This is a genomic window from Photorhabdus temperata (genome assembly GCF_025384845.1).
Classification (GTDB): domain Bacteria; phylum Pseudomonadota; class Gammaproteobacteria; order Enterobacterales; family Enterobacteriaceae; genus Photorhabdus; species Photorhabdus temperata.
The window spans coordinates 137,353-154,417 of record NZ_JAJAFX010000003.1 but is presented as its reverse complement, the minus strand read 5'-3'; the positions used below and the strand labels follow the sequence as shown (position 1 = coordinate 154,417).

General features: G+C 44.0%; 16 protein-coding genes. 3 read left to right on the top strand and 13 right to left on the bottom strand.

Translation table 11 applies throughout. The features are described 5' to 3' along the window. Positions 1 to 2 precede the first annotated feature (2 nt). The 3 genes from dxs to xseB form a co-directional block, all read right to left on the bottom strand. Complete coding sequence (gene dxs, locus LGZ99_RS02270; protein WP_262978817.1) at positions 3 to 1,868, bottom strand: 1-deoxy-D-xylulose-5-phosphate synthase; 1,866 nt, start codon at positions 1,866 to 1,868, stop codon at positions 3 to 5. A 119-nt stretch (positions 1,869 to 1,987) separates the two neighbouring features. Then, on the bottom strand, positions 1,988 to 2,902 hold the full coding sequence (gene ispA / locus LGZ99_RS02265) for a (2E,6E)-farnesyl diphosphate synthase (protein WP_036836960.1): 915 nt from the start codon (positions 2,900 to 2,902) through the stop codon (positions 1,988 to 1,990). 4 nt (positions 2,903 to 2,906) lie between these two features. Next, positions 2,907 to 3,185 (bottom strand): exodeoxyribonuclease VII small subunit, encoded by a 279-nt coding sequence (gene xseB, locus LGZ99_RS02260; protein WP_021323474.1) that lies wholly within the window; start codon positions 3,183 to 3,185, stop codon positions 2,907 to 2,909. Positions 3,186 to 3,382: 197 nt separating this feature from the next. Between xseB and thiI the strand changes: the two genes are divergently transcribed. Further along, positions 3,383 to 4,831, top strand: coding sequence for a tRNA uracil 4-sulfurtransferase ThiI (gene thiI / locus LGZ99_RS02255; RefSeq protein ID WP_021323475.1), 1,449 nt, complete (start codon positions 3,383 to 3,385; stop codon positions 4,829 to 4,831). Between the two features lie 78 nt (positions 4,832 to 4,909). On the opposite strand, the gene panE is transcribed toward thiI, so the two are convergent. Continuing rightward, positions 4,910 to 5,821, bottom strand: coding sequence for a 2-dehydropantoate 2-reductase (gene panE, locus LGZ99_RS02250; protein WP_023043753.1), 912 nt, complete (start codon positions 5,819 to 5,821; stop codon positions 4,910 to 4,912). Positions 5,822 to 5,955: 134 nt separating this feature from the next. Here panE and LGZ99_RS02245 point away from each other — a divergent pair, with 134 nt between their 5' ends. Further along, positions 5,956 to 6,447, top strand: a complete 492-nt coding sequence (locus LGZ99_RS02245; RefSeq protein WP_021323478.1) for a YajQ family cyclic di-GMP-binding protein — start codon at positions 5,956 to 5,958, stop codon at positions 6,445 to 6,447. A gap of 152 nt (positions 6,448 to 6,599) precedes the next feature. Here the strand turns inward: LGZ99_RS02245 and LGZ99_RS02240 are convergent, their stop codons facing one another. The 9 genes from LGZ99_RS02240 to LGZ99_RS02200 all read right to left on the bottom strand — a co-directional run bounded on the left by LGZ99_RS02240 (position 6,600) and on the right by LGZ99_RS02200 (position 16,347). Beyond that, positions 6,600 to 7,958 (bottom strand): MFS transporter, encoded by a 1,359-nt coding sequence (locus tag LGZ99_RS02240; RefSeq protein WP_023043754.1) that lies wholly within the window; start codon positions 7,956 to 7,958, stop codon positions 6,600 to 6,602. 155 nt (positions 7,959 to 8,113) lie between these two features. Further along, complete coding sequence (cyoE, locus tag LGZ99_RS02235) at positions 8,114 to 8,998, bottom strand: heme o synthase (protein WP_023043755.1); 885 nt, start codon at positions 8,996 to 8,998, stop codon at positions 8,114 to 8,116. 13 nt (positions 8,999 to 9,011) lie between these two features. Next, the gene (locus tag LGZ99_RS02230) at positions 9,012 to 9,344 is read right to left on the bottom strand and encodes a cytochrome o ubiquinol oxidase subunit IV (protein ID WP_021323480.1); all 333 of its coding nucleotides are present in this window, start codon (positions 9,342 to 9,344) and stop codon (positions 9,012 to 9,014) included. Beyond that, the gene (locus LGZ99_RS02225; RefSeq protein ID WP_036836957.1) at positions 9,344 to 9,958 is read right to left on the bottom strand and encodes a cytochrome o ubiquinol oxidase subunit III; all 615 of its coding nucleotides are present in this window, start codon (positions 9,956 to 9,958) and stop codon (positions 9,344 to 9,346) included. Before LGZ99_RS02225 ends, LGZ99_RS02230 begins: the two co-directional genes overlap by 1 nt. Beyond that, entirely contained in the window at positions 9,948 to 11,939 is a 1,992-nt protein-coding gene (gene cyoB / locus LGZ99_RS02220) for a cytochrome o ubiquinol oxidase subunit I (RefSeq protein WP_021323482.1), read from the bottom strand. Before cyoB ends, LGZ99_RS02225 begins: the two co-directional genes overlap by 11 nt. 4 nt (positions 11,940 to 11,943) lie before the next feature. Then, on the bottom strand, positions 11,944 to 12,870 hold the full coding sequence (gene cyoA, locus LGZ99_RS02215) for a cytochrome o ubiquinol oxidase subunit II (protein ID WP_023043756.1): 927 nt from the start codon (positions 12,868 to 12,870) through the stop codon (positions 11,944 to 11,946). Between the two features lie 363 nt (positions 12,871 to 13,233). Continuing rightward, positions 13,234 to 13,995, bottom strand: a complete 762-nt coding sequence (locus LGZ99_RS02210; protein ID WP_021323485.1) for a nucleoside-specific channel-forming Tsx family protein — start codon at positions 13,993 to 13,995, stop codon at positions 13,234 to 13,236. A gap of 242 nt (positions 13,996 to 14,237) precedes the next feature. Then, positions 14,238 to 15,716, bottom strand: coding sequence for a muropeptide MFS transporter AmpG (gene ampG, locus LGZ99_RS02205; RefSeq protein ID WP_036836956.1), 1,479 nt, complete (start codon positions 15,714 to 15,716; stop codon positions 14,238 to 14,240). Positions 15,717 to 15,768: 52 nt separating this feature from the next. Further along, a complete protein-coding gene (locus LGZ99_RS02200; protein WP_021323487.1) occupies positions 15,769 to 16,347 on the bottom strand; it encodes a lipoprotein in 579 nt (192 codons plus the stop codon). A gap of 250 nt (positions 16,348 to 16,597) precedes the next feature. Here LGZ99_RS02200 and bolA point away from each other — a divergent pair, with 250 nt between their 5' ends. Further along, positions 16,598 to 16,909, top strand: a complete 312-nt coding sequence (gene bolA / locus LGZ99_RS02195) for a transcriptional regulator BolA (RefSeq protein ID WP_021323488.1) — start codon at positions 16,598 to 16,600, stop codon at positions 16,907 to 16,909. Positions 16,910 to 17,065 lie beyond the last annotated feature (156 nt).

Below are 17,065 nucleotides of genomic sequence, written 5' to 3'. Positions count from 1 at the left end.
ACTCAGGAAAATAGCCTTTTGTTGATACTATTTTGAATACCTGCGGCATCAAGCCCTAAATCAGCTCTGATTTCTTCCTGGCTGCCTTGTGGCACAAATTGGTCAGGCAGGCCGATATTTAGAATTTGCACAAGTTGACCTTCCTGCATCAGCAGTTCATTGACGCCACTGCCGGCACCGCCCATAACCGCGTTTTCTTCCAACGTGACCAGTAAATCATGGCTGCCAGCCATTTGCAGAACCAGCTCTTTATCCAGTGGCTTAACAAAACGCATATCAATGACAGTCGCGTCCAGTGATTCTGCTGCTGTTATTGCATCGGGTAATAGAGTGCCAAAGTTCAGAATTGCTATCTTCTTACCCTGACGGCGAATAACACCTTTACCGATGGGCAACTGTTCAAATGGTTGACGTTCTGCGCCAGTTCCGGCTCCTCGCGGATAGCGTACAGCTACCGGACCTTGCTGGTAATGATAACCGGTATGCAGCATTTGGCGGCATTCGTTCTCATCACTCGGTGCCATAATCACCATGTTGGGAATGCAACGAAGGAATGAGAGATCAAAGGCTCCTTGATGTGTCTGACCATCTGCGCCAACGATGCCACCGCGATCTATTGCGAACAGCACAGGCAGATTCTGGATTGCGACATCATGAATAACCTGGTCATAAGCACGTTGCAGGAATGTTGAGTAGATAGCGACAATCGGCTTGTAACCACCAATTGCCAAACCAGCGGCAAAAGTCACGGCATGTTGCTCTGCGATAGCGACATCAAAGTATTGATCCGGATATTCGCGGGAGAATCGCACCATACCAGAGCCTTCACGCATAGCCGGAGTGATTGCCATCAGTTTTTTATCGTTAGCGGCTTCTTCACATAGCCAGTCTCCAAATATTTTGGAGAACGTTGGGCGGTTGTCTGAACTCTTGGGTAATGTACCGCTAGCCGGATCAAATTTAGGCACCGCATGCCAACTGATAGGATCTTTTTCGGCTGGTGCATAGCCACGGCCTTTTTTGGTCATGATATGCAGGAGTTGTGGCCCTTTCAGCTCGCGCATGTTTTTCAGTGTTTGAGTTAATGTCAGTACATCATGTCCGTCAATCGGCCCTATGTAGTTAAAGCCCAATTCTTCAAACATTGTGCCGGGAATGACCATCCCTTTGATGTGTTCTTCGGTTTTTTTCAGTAATTCTTTAATGGGTGGCAGGTTAGAAAAGACCTTTTTTCCACCTTCTCGCAGTGTGGTATAAAGCTTACCGGAAAGAAGTTGAGCCAGATGGTTATTTAACGCTCCGACGTTCTCTGAGATAGACATTTCGTTGTCATTAAGAATGACCAGCATATCCGGGTCGATATCTCCCGCGTGGTTCATCGCTTCAAAGGCCATACCCGCCGTTATCGCACCGTCACCAATAACACAGACTGTACGGCGACCTTTGCCTTCGCGTTGAGCGGCAATTGCTATACCTAATCCTGCGCTAATAGAGGTAGATGAGTGCCCGACGCACAAGGTGTCGTATTCACTTTCATCCCGCCAAGGGAAGGCATGAAGTCCATTTTTCTGACGAATAGTATCAATACGATCCCGGCGTCCTGTCAGGATCTTGTGCGGATAAGCCTGATGACCAACATCCCATACTAGTTTATCGAAAGGCGTTTTATAGACATAATGCAATGCCACAGTCAGCTCAACGGTACCAAGACCGGAAGCAAAATGACCACTGGAGCGACTGACACTGTTTAGCAAGAATTGCCGAAGTTCATCACATAACTTCGGCAGGCTCTCTTTTGGCAACATACGAAGTTCTTCAGGATTTTCCGCTAATGCCAATGTTGGGTATTTGGCTATATCAATGCTCATTTGATGCTCGTTAAGAAGTGTTTATTAATAGAGCTGTTGGAAGTCAAATTTACCAACAGACCTTAGAGCCCATCCCATTAGGCTATTTATGTAACGATAACACCTATTGGGATAGGCAATTAGTTGTTACGCTCAATGATAAAGCTGGCAAGTGCACGCAGCATTGTTGTGTTATAGGATTTTTCTTCCAGTTTATTCAATGATTCTAGCGCTTCTTGATACAGCTCGTGCGCTTTTTTCTGTGCTTGTTCTAACCCCAGCAATGCCGGGTAGGTACTTTTTCTTAATTGTTGGTCACTGCCTTGACGCTTCCCAATCATTTCGGTATCGCCAATGACATCAAGAATATCGTCATGAACCTGGAAAGCGAGGCCAATAGCTTGGGCATATTGATCCAATTCAGGTAAGGCATCATGTCCATTCTTGCCCGCGCCATAGGCTCCTATTCTGACAGCGCAACGGATTAGAGCCCCCGTTTTGTGGCGATGAATTTGTTCCAGCGCATGAAGATCAATCTGTTTGCCTTCAGCTTCTAAGTCCAGAGCCTGACCGCCACACATACCGGCGATACCACTGGCTGTTGCCAGCTCAGAAAGCATTTCAAGGCGATCAGCTGTTGTCACATCTGGCATTTCTCTTTTAGATAAGATTTCAAATGCCAGAGACTGTAATGCATCTCCCGCCAAAATAGCGTGAGCTTCACCAAATTTGATGTGGCAAGTTGGTTGCCCACGGCGTAAATCATCGTTATCCATTGCGGGTAAGTCGTCATGAATTAATGAAAAAGCATGAATGCATTCGACTGCTGCGGCTGGCGCATCCAGATTATTGGCAGATAATCCAAACATGTCACCTATGGCATAAACTAAAAATGGACGCAGACGCTTGCCACCAAGTAAAGCGCCATATTGCATTGCCGGAACCAGTGGGTTGGTAAATGCCAATGAAGATAATGTGGTTGTCAGAACGTTATTGACGCGTTGTTGACAGGCCTTAAGTTGTTCTTTGAATTGAATTGGGTTTTGTTCAGACATAGATTCACTCAGTATCCGGGGAGAAGTTATTCAGCGGAGATTGGGCGTCATCGTTAAGAAGAATTTGCACCCGCTGTTCTGCTTGTTGCAGAGTCTGTTGTCCTTGACGGGCTAACTGAATACCACGTTCAAATTCATTCAAGGCTTCTTCCAGTGCCAGTTCACCGGATTCAAGACGGACGACAATGCGCTCCAACTCTTTTAATGAGCTTTCAAATGTCATTGCTGGTGTGGTTTCTGGTGTACTGTCTGGGCTTTCTGATATTGCGTTTTTCTTTGGCATAATCTTTTTTACTATTTAGAGTTCGCCTGAGGGTTGCAGACTATCCTATTATGCTGGTGCAAACAAATCCTTAACTGGTTTTGTATTTTTTGCGCGCTATGTCGTGAGATAGTGCTATACTCCGCAGCCTGATTTGACTACCAGAACATGATGTCAGTTTCATTTATCAAAACTCCTAACGACTACTATAACTCACTATGAAGTTTATTATTAAATTATTCCCAGAAATCACGATTAAGAGCCAAACTGTCCGTTTGCGCTTTATTAAAATTCTCGCCAGTAATATTCGCAATGTGCTCAAGGCATTGGGAGATAATATTGCGGTAGTTCGCCATTGGGATAATATCGAAGTTCGTACTAAAGATGAAAACCTTGGCGCTCAAATTTGTGATGCGTTGACACGTATTCCCGGTATTCACCATATTCTGCAAGTAGAAGAGCGTGAATTTCGTGATATGCATCATATCTTTGAACAAGCTTATGAGGCTTATGGTGAATCGCTCCATAACAAAACATTTTGTGTACGGGTTAAACGCCGTGGTAAACATGCGTTTACTTCTAATGAGGTAGAGCGCTATGTCGGTGGTGGTTTAAACCAGCACATTGAATCTGCGAAAGTAAAACTGACTCATCCTGATGTTACCGTTAATCTGGAAATTGAGCAGGATACACTGATTCTGGTGAAAGCCCGTTATGAAGGCATTGGCGGTTTTCCTATCGGAACGCAGGAAGATGTGCTGTCTCTGATTTCCGGTGGTTTTGATTCTGGTGTTTCCAGCTATATGTTGATGCGCCGTGGCTGCCGTGTTCATTATTGTTTCTTTAATCTTGGTGGCTCTGCTCATGAAATTGGTGTGAAGCAGGTCGCTCATTATCTTTGGAACCGCTTTGGTAGTTCCCATAAAGTCCGTTTTGTTGCTGTGGATTTTGAACCTGTAGTCGCTGAAATTCTGGAAAAAGTTGATGACGGCCAAATGGGTGTGGTGCTTAAACGGATGATGGTAAGAGCGGCATCTAAAGTTGCAGAACGTTATGGCGTGCAGGCCATTGTTACCGGTGAGGCATTGGGACAGGTTTCCAGCCAGACGCTGACTAATCTGCGTTTGATTGATAATGCATCGGATACTTTGATTCTGCGGCCGCTGATTTCTCATGATAAAGAGCACATTATCAAATTGGCACGCGAAATTGGCACTGAGGATTTTGCCCGTACGATGCCTGAGTTTTGTGGGGTTATTTCTAAAAGTCCGACTGTAAAAGCGGTTAAAGCCAAAATTGAAGCAGAAGAGGCTAATTTCGATTTTGATATTCTGGAAAAGGTTATCAGTGAAGCTCAGAATATTGATATCCGTCAGATCGCAGAACAAAGCAGTGAGCGAGTCGTTGAAGTTGAAACAGTCACTGAATTTGCTTCAACAGATGTATTACTGGATATTCGCTCACCTGATGAACAAGATGATCGCCCATTGCAGATGAATGGCGTAGAAATCAAATCATTGCCGTTCTATAAATTAAGCAGTCAGTTTGGTAATTTACCTAAAGAGAAAACCTATCTTCTCTATTGTGAGCGCGGAGTGATGAGCCGTTTACAGGCGCTTTATTTGTGTGAGCAGGGGTTTGATAATGTGAAAGTTTATCGGCCTTAATTACGATATTTAGAGGCTTCCCATCAGGGGAGCCTCAATGATTTAATCTTAAGCAGGGCATTTTTGTCTGCTTTTTCACTACCATGAGCTAGGCAGATGAGTGCTGAATGGTTCATAATCACTTTCCTTACGTTTTATCCGGTTATATAGACGGATATTCTCAGGAGCAGACAGGCCATGAGTACGGGCTCGGCGCAATAAATATCCAGTGATATAGTCAATTTCAGTGTGACGTTTGGCGCGGATATCTTGCAACATCGAAGAGTAGTTTTTTGCTGTGCGCTCAATAACATCGTAGACATAGGCAGTTAAGCTATCGATAGAAGTATGTATGTTTTCTCGCTCCATAACCTGAATGATTTCTTCACACAGAACATTTAATTGTTCCGGGTAGCGAAGCAAATCTCCATTCCGACATTCATAAATTGCAGTAAGTGGGTTTATGACACAGTTAGCAGCGAGTTTCAGCCAACTAATAGAGAGAATTTCATTATGCCATGCAACGTCCGGTAAAGCCTGATGCAGAATATCGGCCAGAGAGCTGAGTTCAGTGGCATTGGATGTTGCAGAGCCAATATGTGTTAGTCCAGAAGCCGTATGATAAACCTGTTGGTCATTCTGATATGCGCCGTGAGTTGTGACGCCAAGGAGTATTGGATTAGGCGCAGATAGCAATTCTTCCTGGGAACCCATGCCATTGTGTAGTAATAAGATTGGGCAATCAGATGAAAGTTTGGGGAGCAGATTATTAACCGCATCAGATACTTGCCAGGCCTTCAGGCAGACAATCAGTAATTCGCTGTTGGCAAGATGGTCATTGTCATTAGTTGGGATCCGCTGGTTAAATGCTTCTCCACTAATTTCGTCAATATGAACAGGTAAATCAGGCTGGGGGATTCTTAGCCAACCTTGTACCTGGTGTTTTTGTTGTGATAATGCTGCCAGCCACAGTTTTCCTATAGCGCCACAGCCAAGAACGGTTATCTTCATAATATACCCTCGTTGCAAGACGCTGTAATATTGAATGGAAATAGCAAGATCCCGCTAATCGGAGTATAGAGCTTTTGCTAACAATGGAAAGCGGTTATTATGCCAACTTATTGATTATCAGGAGGTCACGGATAATGCCATCTTTCGATATTGTCTCAGAAATTGATATACATGAAGTTCGCAATGCGGTAGAAAACGCGCAGCGTGAGCTTGCTACACGCTGGGATTTCCGTAATGTCAGCGCCAGTTTTGAATTAAATGAAAAAAGTGAATCTATCAAGATTGCCAGTGAGTCAGATTTTCAGGTAAATCAGTTGGTTGATATTATACGTGAAAAACTGGCTAAACGTGGTATTGATGGAGCTGCACTAAATATCCCTGATGATATGCTGCACAGTGGTAAAACTTATAGCGTTGAGGCGACTCTGAAACAGGGGATTGATACCCCTACAGCGAAAAAGATCGTGAAGCTGATTAAGGATAGTAAATTGAAAGTGCAGGCTCAGATTCAGGGTGAGCAGGTGCGGGTAACCGGTAAAGCGCGTGATGATTTGCAGAGTGTTATGGCATTAGTCCGTGGAGCAGAATTAGGGCAGCCATTCCAGTTTACTAATTTCCGGGATTGATTTTTCCCGTATTGGCTAACCAGCTCCGCTTAATGGATTAACATATTTGGCCTAATGTGGGGTGGGATATTTCTGAGCGGGAATCCCATCCCCAATTTCCCTTCAATATCGAACCGGAATGAGGGGGTTTTATTAGCGAAAGTTGCTGTAAGTTATGCTATCAATTGCTCAAGTTGTGCTCTGCTCGTCTGCTTAGTATCTACTTTTATGTAAGCGCTGCACTCTTCCGGCACAATAACAACTTCGCGAACACCGGGTTGAACAAGAATTTTTTGTTCCAGCAATGTCTTATTTACTCTATTTTCTGGCAGCGAAATTCTGATACTGCTGACATAAGGGGGTTGTTTCATTGTCGTGCTGATAATAAACCAAATAATTGTCAGAGCGATGCCTGCCATAAATACCAGCGATGCTCCCTTTAATTCATATAACCAGCCACCAAGGCTACCGCCCAAAGCTACGCCTAAAAACTGACTGGTGGAGTAAATTCCCATTGCTGTACCTTTGTAACCCGCCGGCGCTTCTTTGCTGATAAGTGATGGCAGAATAGCTTCCATTATATTGAAAGCAATAAAGAAAATTTGTATGCCAACAAAGATTGTCCACAAATGGTGTCCTGCTGACCACAATACAATTTCGGCGATAAATAGCAGTGTGATACATAACAGAAACACTTGTTTCATGCGGCGCTTTTTTTCTGCGTAGATAATGAAAGGCAAAACAGATAAGAATGAAATCAGCATGGTGATCAGATAAACCTTCCAATGCTGTTGGGCTGGGAATCCAGCTTGTTGCATAACCAGAGGCAAGGCGACAAAGCTTGCCATTAGCAAAGCGTGCAAACTGAGAATGCCAAAGTTAAGTTTTAGTAGTTGGCTATCAGCTAAAACTTTATGGAAACTGTGACGAACAATGTCTGATTCACGGTTAAGAACGTGTTTATCTGTGGAAGGAACAGCAAATAATGTTATTAGAATGCCACAACCGGCTAAAATGGTAATGCCCCAAAACAGGCCATTTAAGCCAATGGCATGAGTAAGAATTGGGCCAAGTACAATTGCTATGGCGAAAGTGACTCCAAAGCTAATGCCAATAAATGCCATTGCCTTAGTTCGGTTTTGTTCGCGGGTCAAATCAGAAAGCAGAGCCATAATTGCGGCGGATATAGCACCAGCCCCCTGGAGTGCGCGCCCAACGATTATGCCCCAGATAGAATCACTGAGAGCTGCCGTGATACTGCCAAGAACAAAGAGTAGTAGTCCACCAACAATTAAGGGCTTACGGCCAATTTTGTCAGAAAGCAGGCCAAAAGGGATCTGGAAAATTGCCTGAGTTAAACCATAAATGCCAATAGCGATGCCAATAAGAGCTTCGGTAGAACCTTTTAGATCAAGACCATAGGTTGTTAAGACAGGAAGGACCATGAACATGCCCAGCATACGCAAAGAAAAAACTGAGCCTAAGCCCCATGTCGCCCGAAGCTCAAGTGGCGTCATTTTATTATCGTTCATGGTTACCTCGAAATATTTAGATGTGCCATTGTAGATAGGTTTCTGATAAGTGGTAAATAGTTAATTGAATTAATAATATTGAAGTATAAGGGAAGGGGGAAGGAGATGAAAAGGAAACTGATGGCAGAGGCGTATGCCACTGCCATCAGGGAGAATTACCGGACGTAAGTTAGAAAGGTTTCTGAGGACACATTTGGGTCAACAGACATCATGACACTCAGGGAAGTGATTGCCACAATGGAAAAGACAAATAACTTACGGGCCCAAACGCGGTCATTAGCTGTTTTATAACCGGATAATGCCATTCCCAGCCACCAGATGCTGACTGCTGCTGCAACAATCAGATATTTGTAACCAGCGTAACCGCTGATTGCCAACATGAGAGTTGCAATCATAAATGCCAGGATATAAAGGATAATATGGTTTTTCGCCACAGAGATGCCTTTAATCACGGGTAGTACAGGGATGTTCGCTGCCTGATAATCCTTGAAACGGAAGATAGCAATGGCATAGGAGTGCGGCATTTGCCACAAACTGAAAATCAGTAACAGGATCAACGCGCCCGTGTCAAACTGACCAGTCACTGCACAATAACCGATAACCGGAGGTGCAGCGCCGGACAAACTGCCGATCAACGTGCCATAGACAGATTTCCTTTTCATATAAAGGCTGTAAACCCCTACATATACGACAAAACCGATAATCGCTAATTGCATTGCTAAGGCATTGGCTGCTACATAGAGCAGCGCCATGCCAGCAATACCCAGTATTGATGCATAAATCAGGCTGATTTTCGGATCAATAAGCCCTTTTACAAGGACGCGGTTTTTTGTTCTTTCCATGATCCGATCGATGTCACGGTCAATGTAGTTGTTAAATACACAACCAGAAGCCACGACTAATGAGACGCCGAGTAGAGTCGAGATGAACAAAGAGTAATCAATCACCCCTTTCGAGGCGAGTAGAAAACCACCGATCACAGAAATTAAATTGCCGAAAATAATTCCTGGTTTAGTTACTTGCAGGTATTGCTTAATCATAATATGCAGCTCTTTAATCAACCATCATATTAATGTTGAGGTTGTACATGATCCATAGCGAGCCAACAACAACAATACCGATAATCAAAATAGTGAACAGCAATGCGACTAAGTTCCAACGCTCTTCTGACGAAGTGTTCATGTGCAGGAAGTAGATAAAATGAACAAGAATCTGCACAACAGCTAGAGCGACTACCGTTGTCAGGATAGTGGTATGGGAGGCGGAACCATCCATTACCATCCAGAACGGAATCACTGTCAGGATGACTGAAAGAACAAAGCCGATAATATAAGACTTCAGGCTACCGTGGCTAGCTCCAGTATGAGCTGTATTTGAATGACTCATTACATAGCTCCTAACAGATAAACAACGGTAAACACACAGATCCACACCACATCAAGGAAGTGCCAGAATAAGCTCAGACAGTTCAGACGGGTTTTATTAACATCGGTTAATCCGCGGCGTGTTACCTGAATTATCATGATGATAATCCAGACCAGACCACAGGTAACGTGGATACCGTGAGTGGCGACCAGTGCGAAGAATCCAGACATGAACGCACTGCGGTCAGGGCCGTAGCCGTCTGCAATCAGATGATGGAATTCATACAGTTCCATTGCCACGAAGCCAAGGCCGAACAGGAAAGTCATACCGAGCCAAGCGTTAACCTGGCCGATTTTGCCTTTGTTCATACCCAGCATGGCAAAGCCATAAGTGATACTACTGAATAACAGCAGGAAAGTTTCAACCAGTACAAAAGAGAGGTCGAAAATTTCTTTACCAGATTTGCCGCCCGCGGTTCCGTTAACCAGCACTGCATAAGTCGCAAACAGACATGCGAACAAAATACAGTCACTCATCAAGTAGATCCAGAAACCGAATACCTTAGTGGCTCCCGCATCGTGGTGCCCATGATCCTCATGGGCATGATTGTGGTTAGTCATAGTTTCAGTTGACATGGTTCAGACCTGCCTTGCTAATTTGTTCATGGTGTTGATTCTCAATTTGCTCAACTTCAGCAACGGGTACGTAGTAATCAACATCGTTATCAAAGCTTTTCGCGATCCAAGTGATAATCATGCCGGCGAAGCCTGCGATAGCCAGCCACCAGATATGCCAAATCATAGCGAAACCAAAAAGCAAGCTGAAGCCTGCAATAATCACACCTGCACCGGCATTTTTAGGCATATGAATTTCTTCATATTTAGCAGGACGCTTATAAGCTGTGCCTTTTTCTTTCATATCCCACCATGCATCACGGGTTTGAACATGTGGAACGTCAGCAAAGTTATAAAATGGTGGTGGAGAAGATGTTGCCCACTCCAGAGTACGCCCGCCCCAAGGGTCGCCAGTTAGGTCACGGTTTTGGTCACGGTCACGGATACTGACGTAGAATTGAATGACCTGACACAAGATACCAACGGCAATCAGTGCAACACCGATTGCGGAGACAACCAGCAGAGTATGGAATTCAGGGTTGATATCCTGGCTGATACGACGGGTCATACCCATGAAGCCGAGTGCGTAAACTGGCATAAAGCCGATGAAGAAGCCAATGATCCAGAACCAGAATGCGCGGACACCCCATTTTTCATTTAGTGTGAAACCAAATGCTTTTGGGAACCAGTAAGCAGTACCAGCGAAACAACCGAAGACAACACCACCGATGATAACGTTATGGAAGTGTGCGATCAGGAACAGACTGTTATGCAGAACGAAGTTTGCACCCGGAACAGCCAGCAGAACCCCAGTCATACCACCGATCGAGAAGGTGACGATAAAGCCAACAGTCCACAACATCGGTGTTTTATACTCAATACGGCCCTGATACATCGTGAACAGCCAGTTGAAGATCTTAACCCCTGTCGGAATCGAGATAATCATGGTGGCTATACCGAAGAAGGCGTTAACGTTCGCGCCGGAGCCCATTGTAAAGAAGTGATGCAGCCATACGATGAACGACAACACGGTAATGGCAATGGTTGCCCATACCAGAGAAGTATAGCCGAACAGCCGTTTTTTCGAGAACGTCGCAGTAACTTCAGAGAAGACACCAAAGACCGGCAGTACCAAAATATAAACCTCAGGGTGACCCCAGGCCCATATCAGGTTGATATACATCATCATGTTACCGCCCATATCATTGGTAAAGAAATGGGTGCCCATGTAGCGGTCGAAAGTCAGCAGGGCAATGGTAACAGTCAGAATCGGGAATGCTGCGATGATCAGTACGTTAGTACACAGTGCTGCCCAAGAGAATACAGGCATTTTCATCATAGACATGCCGGGGGCACGCATCCGCAGGATCGTGGCAAAGAAGTTAACGCCTGTCAGCAGCGTACCGATACCCGATATCTGGAGACTCCATATCCAGTAATCGACCCCAACGCCAGGGCTATACTCTATACCTGAGAGTGGAGGGTAGGCTAACCAGCCAGTTTGAGCGAATTCACCTACACCCAGCGAGATGTTAATCAGTGCGACACCAACGACAAAGAACCAGAAACTCAGTGAGTTCAGGAATGGAAACGCAACGTCACGGGCACCGATCTGTAGTGGAACCACGATGTTCATCAGGCCGACAACGAAAGGTGTTGCCATGAAGAAAATCATGATGACGCCGTGGGCGGTAAAGATCTGGTCATAGTGATGCGGCGGCAGGAAACCTGCTTCGCCAGCGGAGGCGACAGCCTGCTGACCGCGCATCATGATGGCATCGGCAAAGCCACGGAGCATCATGACCAGCGCCACGATGATGTACATAATACCGATTTTTTTGTGGTCAACGCTGGTTAACCACTCGCTCCACAGCCATTTCCATTTACGGAAATAGGTCAGGGCTCCGACAACTGCGAGCCCTCCGAAGAGAATCCCTGCAAGAGTGACCATGATAATGGGCTCATGCAATGGGATTGCATCAAGTGTTAATTTTCCCAACATTACTTTATTCCTCAACTCCGGCATGAGCAATTTCGCTCATATTCATGTTATGACCTGTCGTTGCACCGTGGCCGCCATGCATGTTCATGTCGCCCATAAATTTGGCAATAATGTCTTGATACAGGTTAGGCTTAACGCTTGAGAAGTATTCAACCGGATGGTTCTGGCTTTGTTTGGCTAACTCATCAAATGCCTGCATGGTATCCAGGGTTTTGGGAGAGGCTTTTACTTTTTGGACCCATTGTTCAAAACCTTCACGATCCGCGGTAGCTGTGGCAGTAAATTTCATGCCGGAAAAGCCGTGCCCGCTGTAGCTGCTGGACAAACCTTTATAAGTGCCTGGTTCATTGGCAATTAAGTGAAGTTTCGTCTGCATACCCGCCATTGCGTAGATTTGACCACCTAACTGTGGGATGAAGAATGAGTTCATCACAGAATCAGAGGTGATTTTGAAGTTAACAGGAACACCAGTAGGGAAGGCAATTTCGTTAACGGTAGCGATACCTTGCTCCGGGTAAACGAACAGCCATTTCCAGTCAAGAGAGATTACTTCAATAGTCACTGGTTTTTCGTCGCTGACCAGTGGCTTATATGGATCAAGCTCGTGGGTTGTTTTCCAGGTAATAGTTGCCAAAATGATAATGATAATGATAGGAACCGTCCACACTACCAGCTCAATTTTATTTGAGTGTGCCCAGTTAGGGCGATAGGTAGCGTTTTTGTTGGCTTCGCGGTAACGCACGGCAAAGGTAAATGCCATGATGATTACCGGAATAACTATGATAAGCATCAGGCCAATAGCCGTGAGTATTAGCGTTTTTTGTTCAGCGCCGATGGCGCCTTTAGGATTCATCAATACCATATCACAACCATTCAACATAAGAGTGGCTGCCAGTAATGACAATATCCCAATACTTTTATTGTATTTCATAAGTCTAACGACTCCAAATAACAAAAGCTCTATTGTCGTTTCATCAGTGTGGGCATTCTACGGTAAGGCCACAGGAGTGTAAACATTTGTAATAGTTAGTTGATAGGTTGTTGACCCTTTATGTTAGTGGGATCACATGTAAATGGAAGATGCGGCAAGAGCTAGCTTGAAAAGGTTATTTCAGCTTAACGAGGTGTGACTGAAATGTGATGGAAATATTAATTTATATTGAAATATTTTTATATTTTTCAGTGGAAAGAAAAATATAAAAATTTACTTTAAAGATTTTCATGACGGCAATTTTATTTAAGAATTAAATTAACTGAGAGCTACCCAGAAGCAGCTCACAGTTAACATCAGTAATTAGAAATTATATTTGATGGTGTAGACAATTCCATCCTGCCAGAACCCTTCACCTAATTTATGATCGGCATATCGATATTGAACGCCGGTTGTGAAAGATGGGTGAGGTGTCCACCACAATGCCACTGCGCCGTTAACACCGTCCCGCCCGCCATTGCCATAGCGCTCATTCCGGTTAAGTTCTATTTCATTCCAGTTAGTTATACTGAATTTTTCCTGCCAGAGCTGAAAATCATAACCTGCCACCCAGCCGACAACATAGCCGTTATTACCAGAGTAGAAAGTTTGATCAACATAATGTAATGCAACGAATGGTTTGAACCAGACACCGGCGATGTCAGTGTTGTAGCCAATACCATACAGGGTATTTACCTCATGGAAATTTCCACCGTGTGCTTTACCTGGGAGGGAATAAGTCCCGTAAACATGGCCGTAGAGATTGAAACCAGTATCAGCCAGATAGAAGCGCCCGGTTGTTTTAAAGGTGTATCTTTGGTTATCCCCTGGTTGAGCATGTTTGCTGTTGAAAGCATTTTCCAGATCAAAGAACCCGTATAATTCACCCCAGTCAAATCCGGTTCCGCCTTCCAGTTCCACATAGGCAAAGTCGTCTTTATGAGAGGTTTGCCCTGATTTATGTGTGGTGTGGCTGGTCCAGTCGAGGTAGTTCATGCTGATATTAGCAAAGCCCCATTGATATTCAGCATAAGCTGGAACTGAGACAGTAGTAAATAAGGCAGTAGCCAGAATGGTTTTTCTCATAAATTTCTCTAACGCATCCATGAAAAGAGGTTTTTAATTTTAAAGCTATATAGATAAGCTTTAAAAATGGTAGCCTGATTTTACGCGGATATGAATATTGAACAATCCAATAATTACTCAAAAATAGCACTTTTAGATAAATGACTATCCAAAATGTGATCGTTATCACTTAGTTTTTAGCCGGATATAAAAAGGCTGACCGTAGTCAACCTTTAATAAATTAATTTAATGTTTTCACTTTGTTAAGCCAATTTGTTCCTTCTTAATGCAAGATAATCCAGAACGCTGCCTAAAATGATGCCGGCGATACTGAACTGTGCTCCTAACAATAGTAATTGTTCGGCCAGATTAGGTGCATTAGTCCAGTTGAGAGCATTGGTGATTATGGTAAATAACCAAAATGTAAGAAAGATACTTGCTAATGATAGTAAGCCAAGAGCCAGGCGATAAAAATTTCTGAACTCAGTACGCGGCATAAAATCATTGGTTTGTTGGGTGTAAGCCAGAGTTTGGCGGCAGATAAATAGCAGTAATAAACCTGGAACAGAGGCTGCTATAGAAAACAGATAGAAGTTTGGCCAGCCATGTAATTCAACGAACCAACCAGCAATCGGGCCGACGTATACTCGTCCAACAGCCGATAAGGCAGATAATAAAGCAAACTGTGTTGCGGAGAATGATTTGTGACATAAAGCCATAAGTAAGGCAACAAATGCAGCGGTTCCCATTCCACCACAGATATTTTCCAGAAAAATGGCGCTGCCCATAGTGTAGATATTTTTGTCAGTGATGGATAACAGCCAGTATCCAGTATTAGAGATGGCTTGAAGAATGCCAAATATCATTAGTGAGCGAAATAAACTCCATCGTTGCATCAAATAACCACCATATAATGCACCGACGATAGTTGCGGCTAATCCCAGTGTTTTGTTGATCATACCGACTTCACCAGCATCAAAACCAATACCACGGATGAGAAATGGGGTGCTGAGACTGGCAGCAAAGGCATCGCCTATTTTATACATGACAATTAATAGCAGTATCAGCCACGCATTATTCCGACTGAAAAAATCAGCTAATGGTTCTATTGCGGCCTGCTGGAGTGTTTTGGGTGGAGGTGCGTTAATTTCGGGCTCTCTGGCTCTTAACGTCGCATAGACGCCAATCAGCATCAATCCAGCCATCAACCAGTATGTGTATTGCCAGCCTATATAGCGGTCTGCGATCCATAATGCTAACCCGCCTGAAACTAACATTGCCAACCGATAACCAAGTACCGAAACAGCCGCTCCTACTCCCCGTTCTTCGCTACTGAGTAAATCTGCTTTATAAGCATCAAAGACGATATCTTGTGACGCAGAACAGAAAGCGACGGCGACTGCCAGTGCTGCCAGCCACCATAAATGTTGAGATGGTTGGAGAAAACCCATTGCAGCAATACTGGCTATTAGTAATAACTGTGTAACAAGCAGCCAACCACGGCGGCGCCCAAGGAAAGAGGGGGTAAAGCGGTCCATAAAAGGGGACCAAAGAAATTTGAAAACATATGCCTGGCCGACAAGGGAAAAGAAGCCAATAGTTTTAAGATCGACGTCTTCAACGGTCATCCACGCTTGTAGGGTGCCGGCAGTCAGTGCGAGAGGTAAACCAGAAGCAAAGCCAAGTAAAAGCAGGATACGTGAGTTATGTTGAGTAAAAACAGTGAGATAACGATAATGCATGAGCCTCCCAAAACTCTGTCCTTGGCGGACAGAGTAAGTCATTAATCCTTAATTAGCGGGCATTTTGTTTGATGAAATTACTAACGGAAGGATCCTGAGCCATATCTGCGATGACTTCAGATAGTACAGTATTTACCGCATCAGCAATTTTCTCATTGGTTGCTCCGAGAGGGCCTTGCACATTGTAGCTGGTGCGATAGTTTTTAACTTGTTTACTTCCGTTTTGCGCTGCACTGATGATGGAAATATCGGCTTTTGTTGAAATATTATGACGTAAGCTGCCTTCTTTAACATCTGCATACAGGTTGTTCACAATAATTTGCAGATTAGCATTGGCTGGAGAGCCAATCATATAACCACGGGCAGCCATCTGTTTTTCCAGGATTTCCTGGAGTAGAAAACGCAGATCACGGGACGGTTTCAGTATTTCCAGCTTTGCATTGCGGTTAACTTGAGCGAGTGTCTGAGATTGACGATTATCGGCACCACTGATGCTGATGGTAATAGCCCCCATAGTTGGGTCTGCTGTTGGCAGCGTAATTTTAGGTTCGATGGTCAGGGTATTGCTGGGAGCAGCACAACCAGCAAGAAGAAAAAGGGCTATAAGCGGGAATAATATTCTTTTCAGCATGTTGATTTTCTCATCAGTGATAAGGATGTCCAGTAATACTTATCAATTTAATAAGCATAAACTACGCCAATAATAGCACTGCCTTTGATCATGGCATATCCCTGATGAGGTAAACGTGTACAAAAACCTTTTGATGTGGGGTTTGATTAAAAGATATTTTAATACACAGGTGCTATAACTCATGAAGAATAGACTAAAATCATTGATATGGTTGGCAGTACGATTGCTGTGTAGTTTAAGGAGAATGATTATGGTGTACCAGGATATAGAAGAGAAATTACAGGCTGCATTTAATCCCTCATATCTTGAGGTTATTGATGAAAGTTATCGTCATAATGTACCTGTAGGTTCTGAAAGCCATTTTAAGGTTGTAATCATCAGTAATAAATTTGTTGGTGAACGTATGCTGAATCGCCATCGTTCTGTTTACGGTACATTATCGGCAGAACTGGCCGCAGGTGTTCATGCTTTGGCGTTGCATACCTATACCGAAAAAGAGTGGAATGAATTGCAGGATACTGTTTTAACTTCACCGGCTTGTCGGGGTGGTAATGTGGCCTGAGTACTTAATTGGGACATTCTCCTGAAATTGCGATATTAAAATAGAATGAACCCGATTAACGGCCTTTGGGCCGTTTTTGCGTTTTGTATGTGACACATTTTGAACGCAATTCTGATAGTTAAGAAATTGTTGTTGCATGGAATTGATGAATACCTC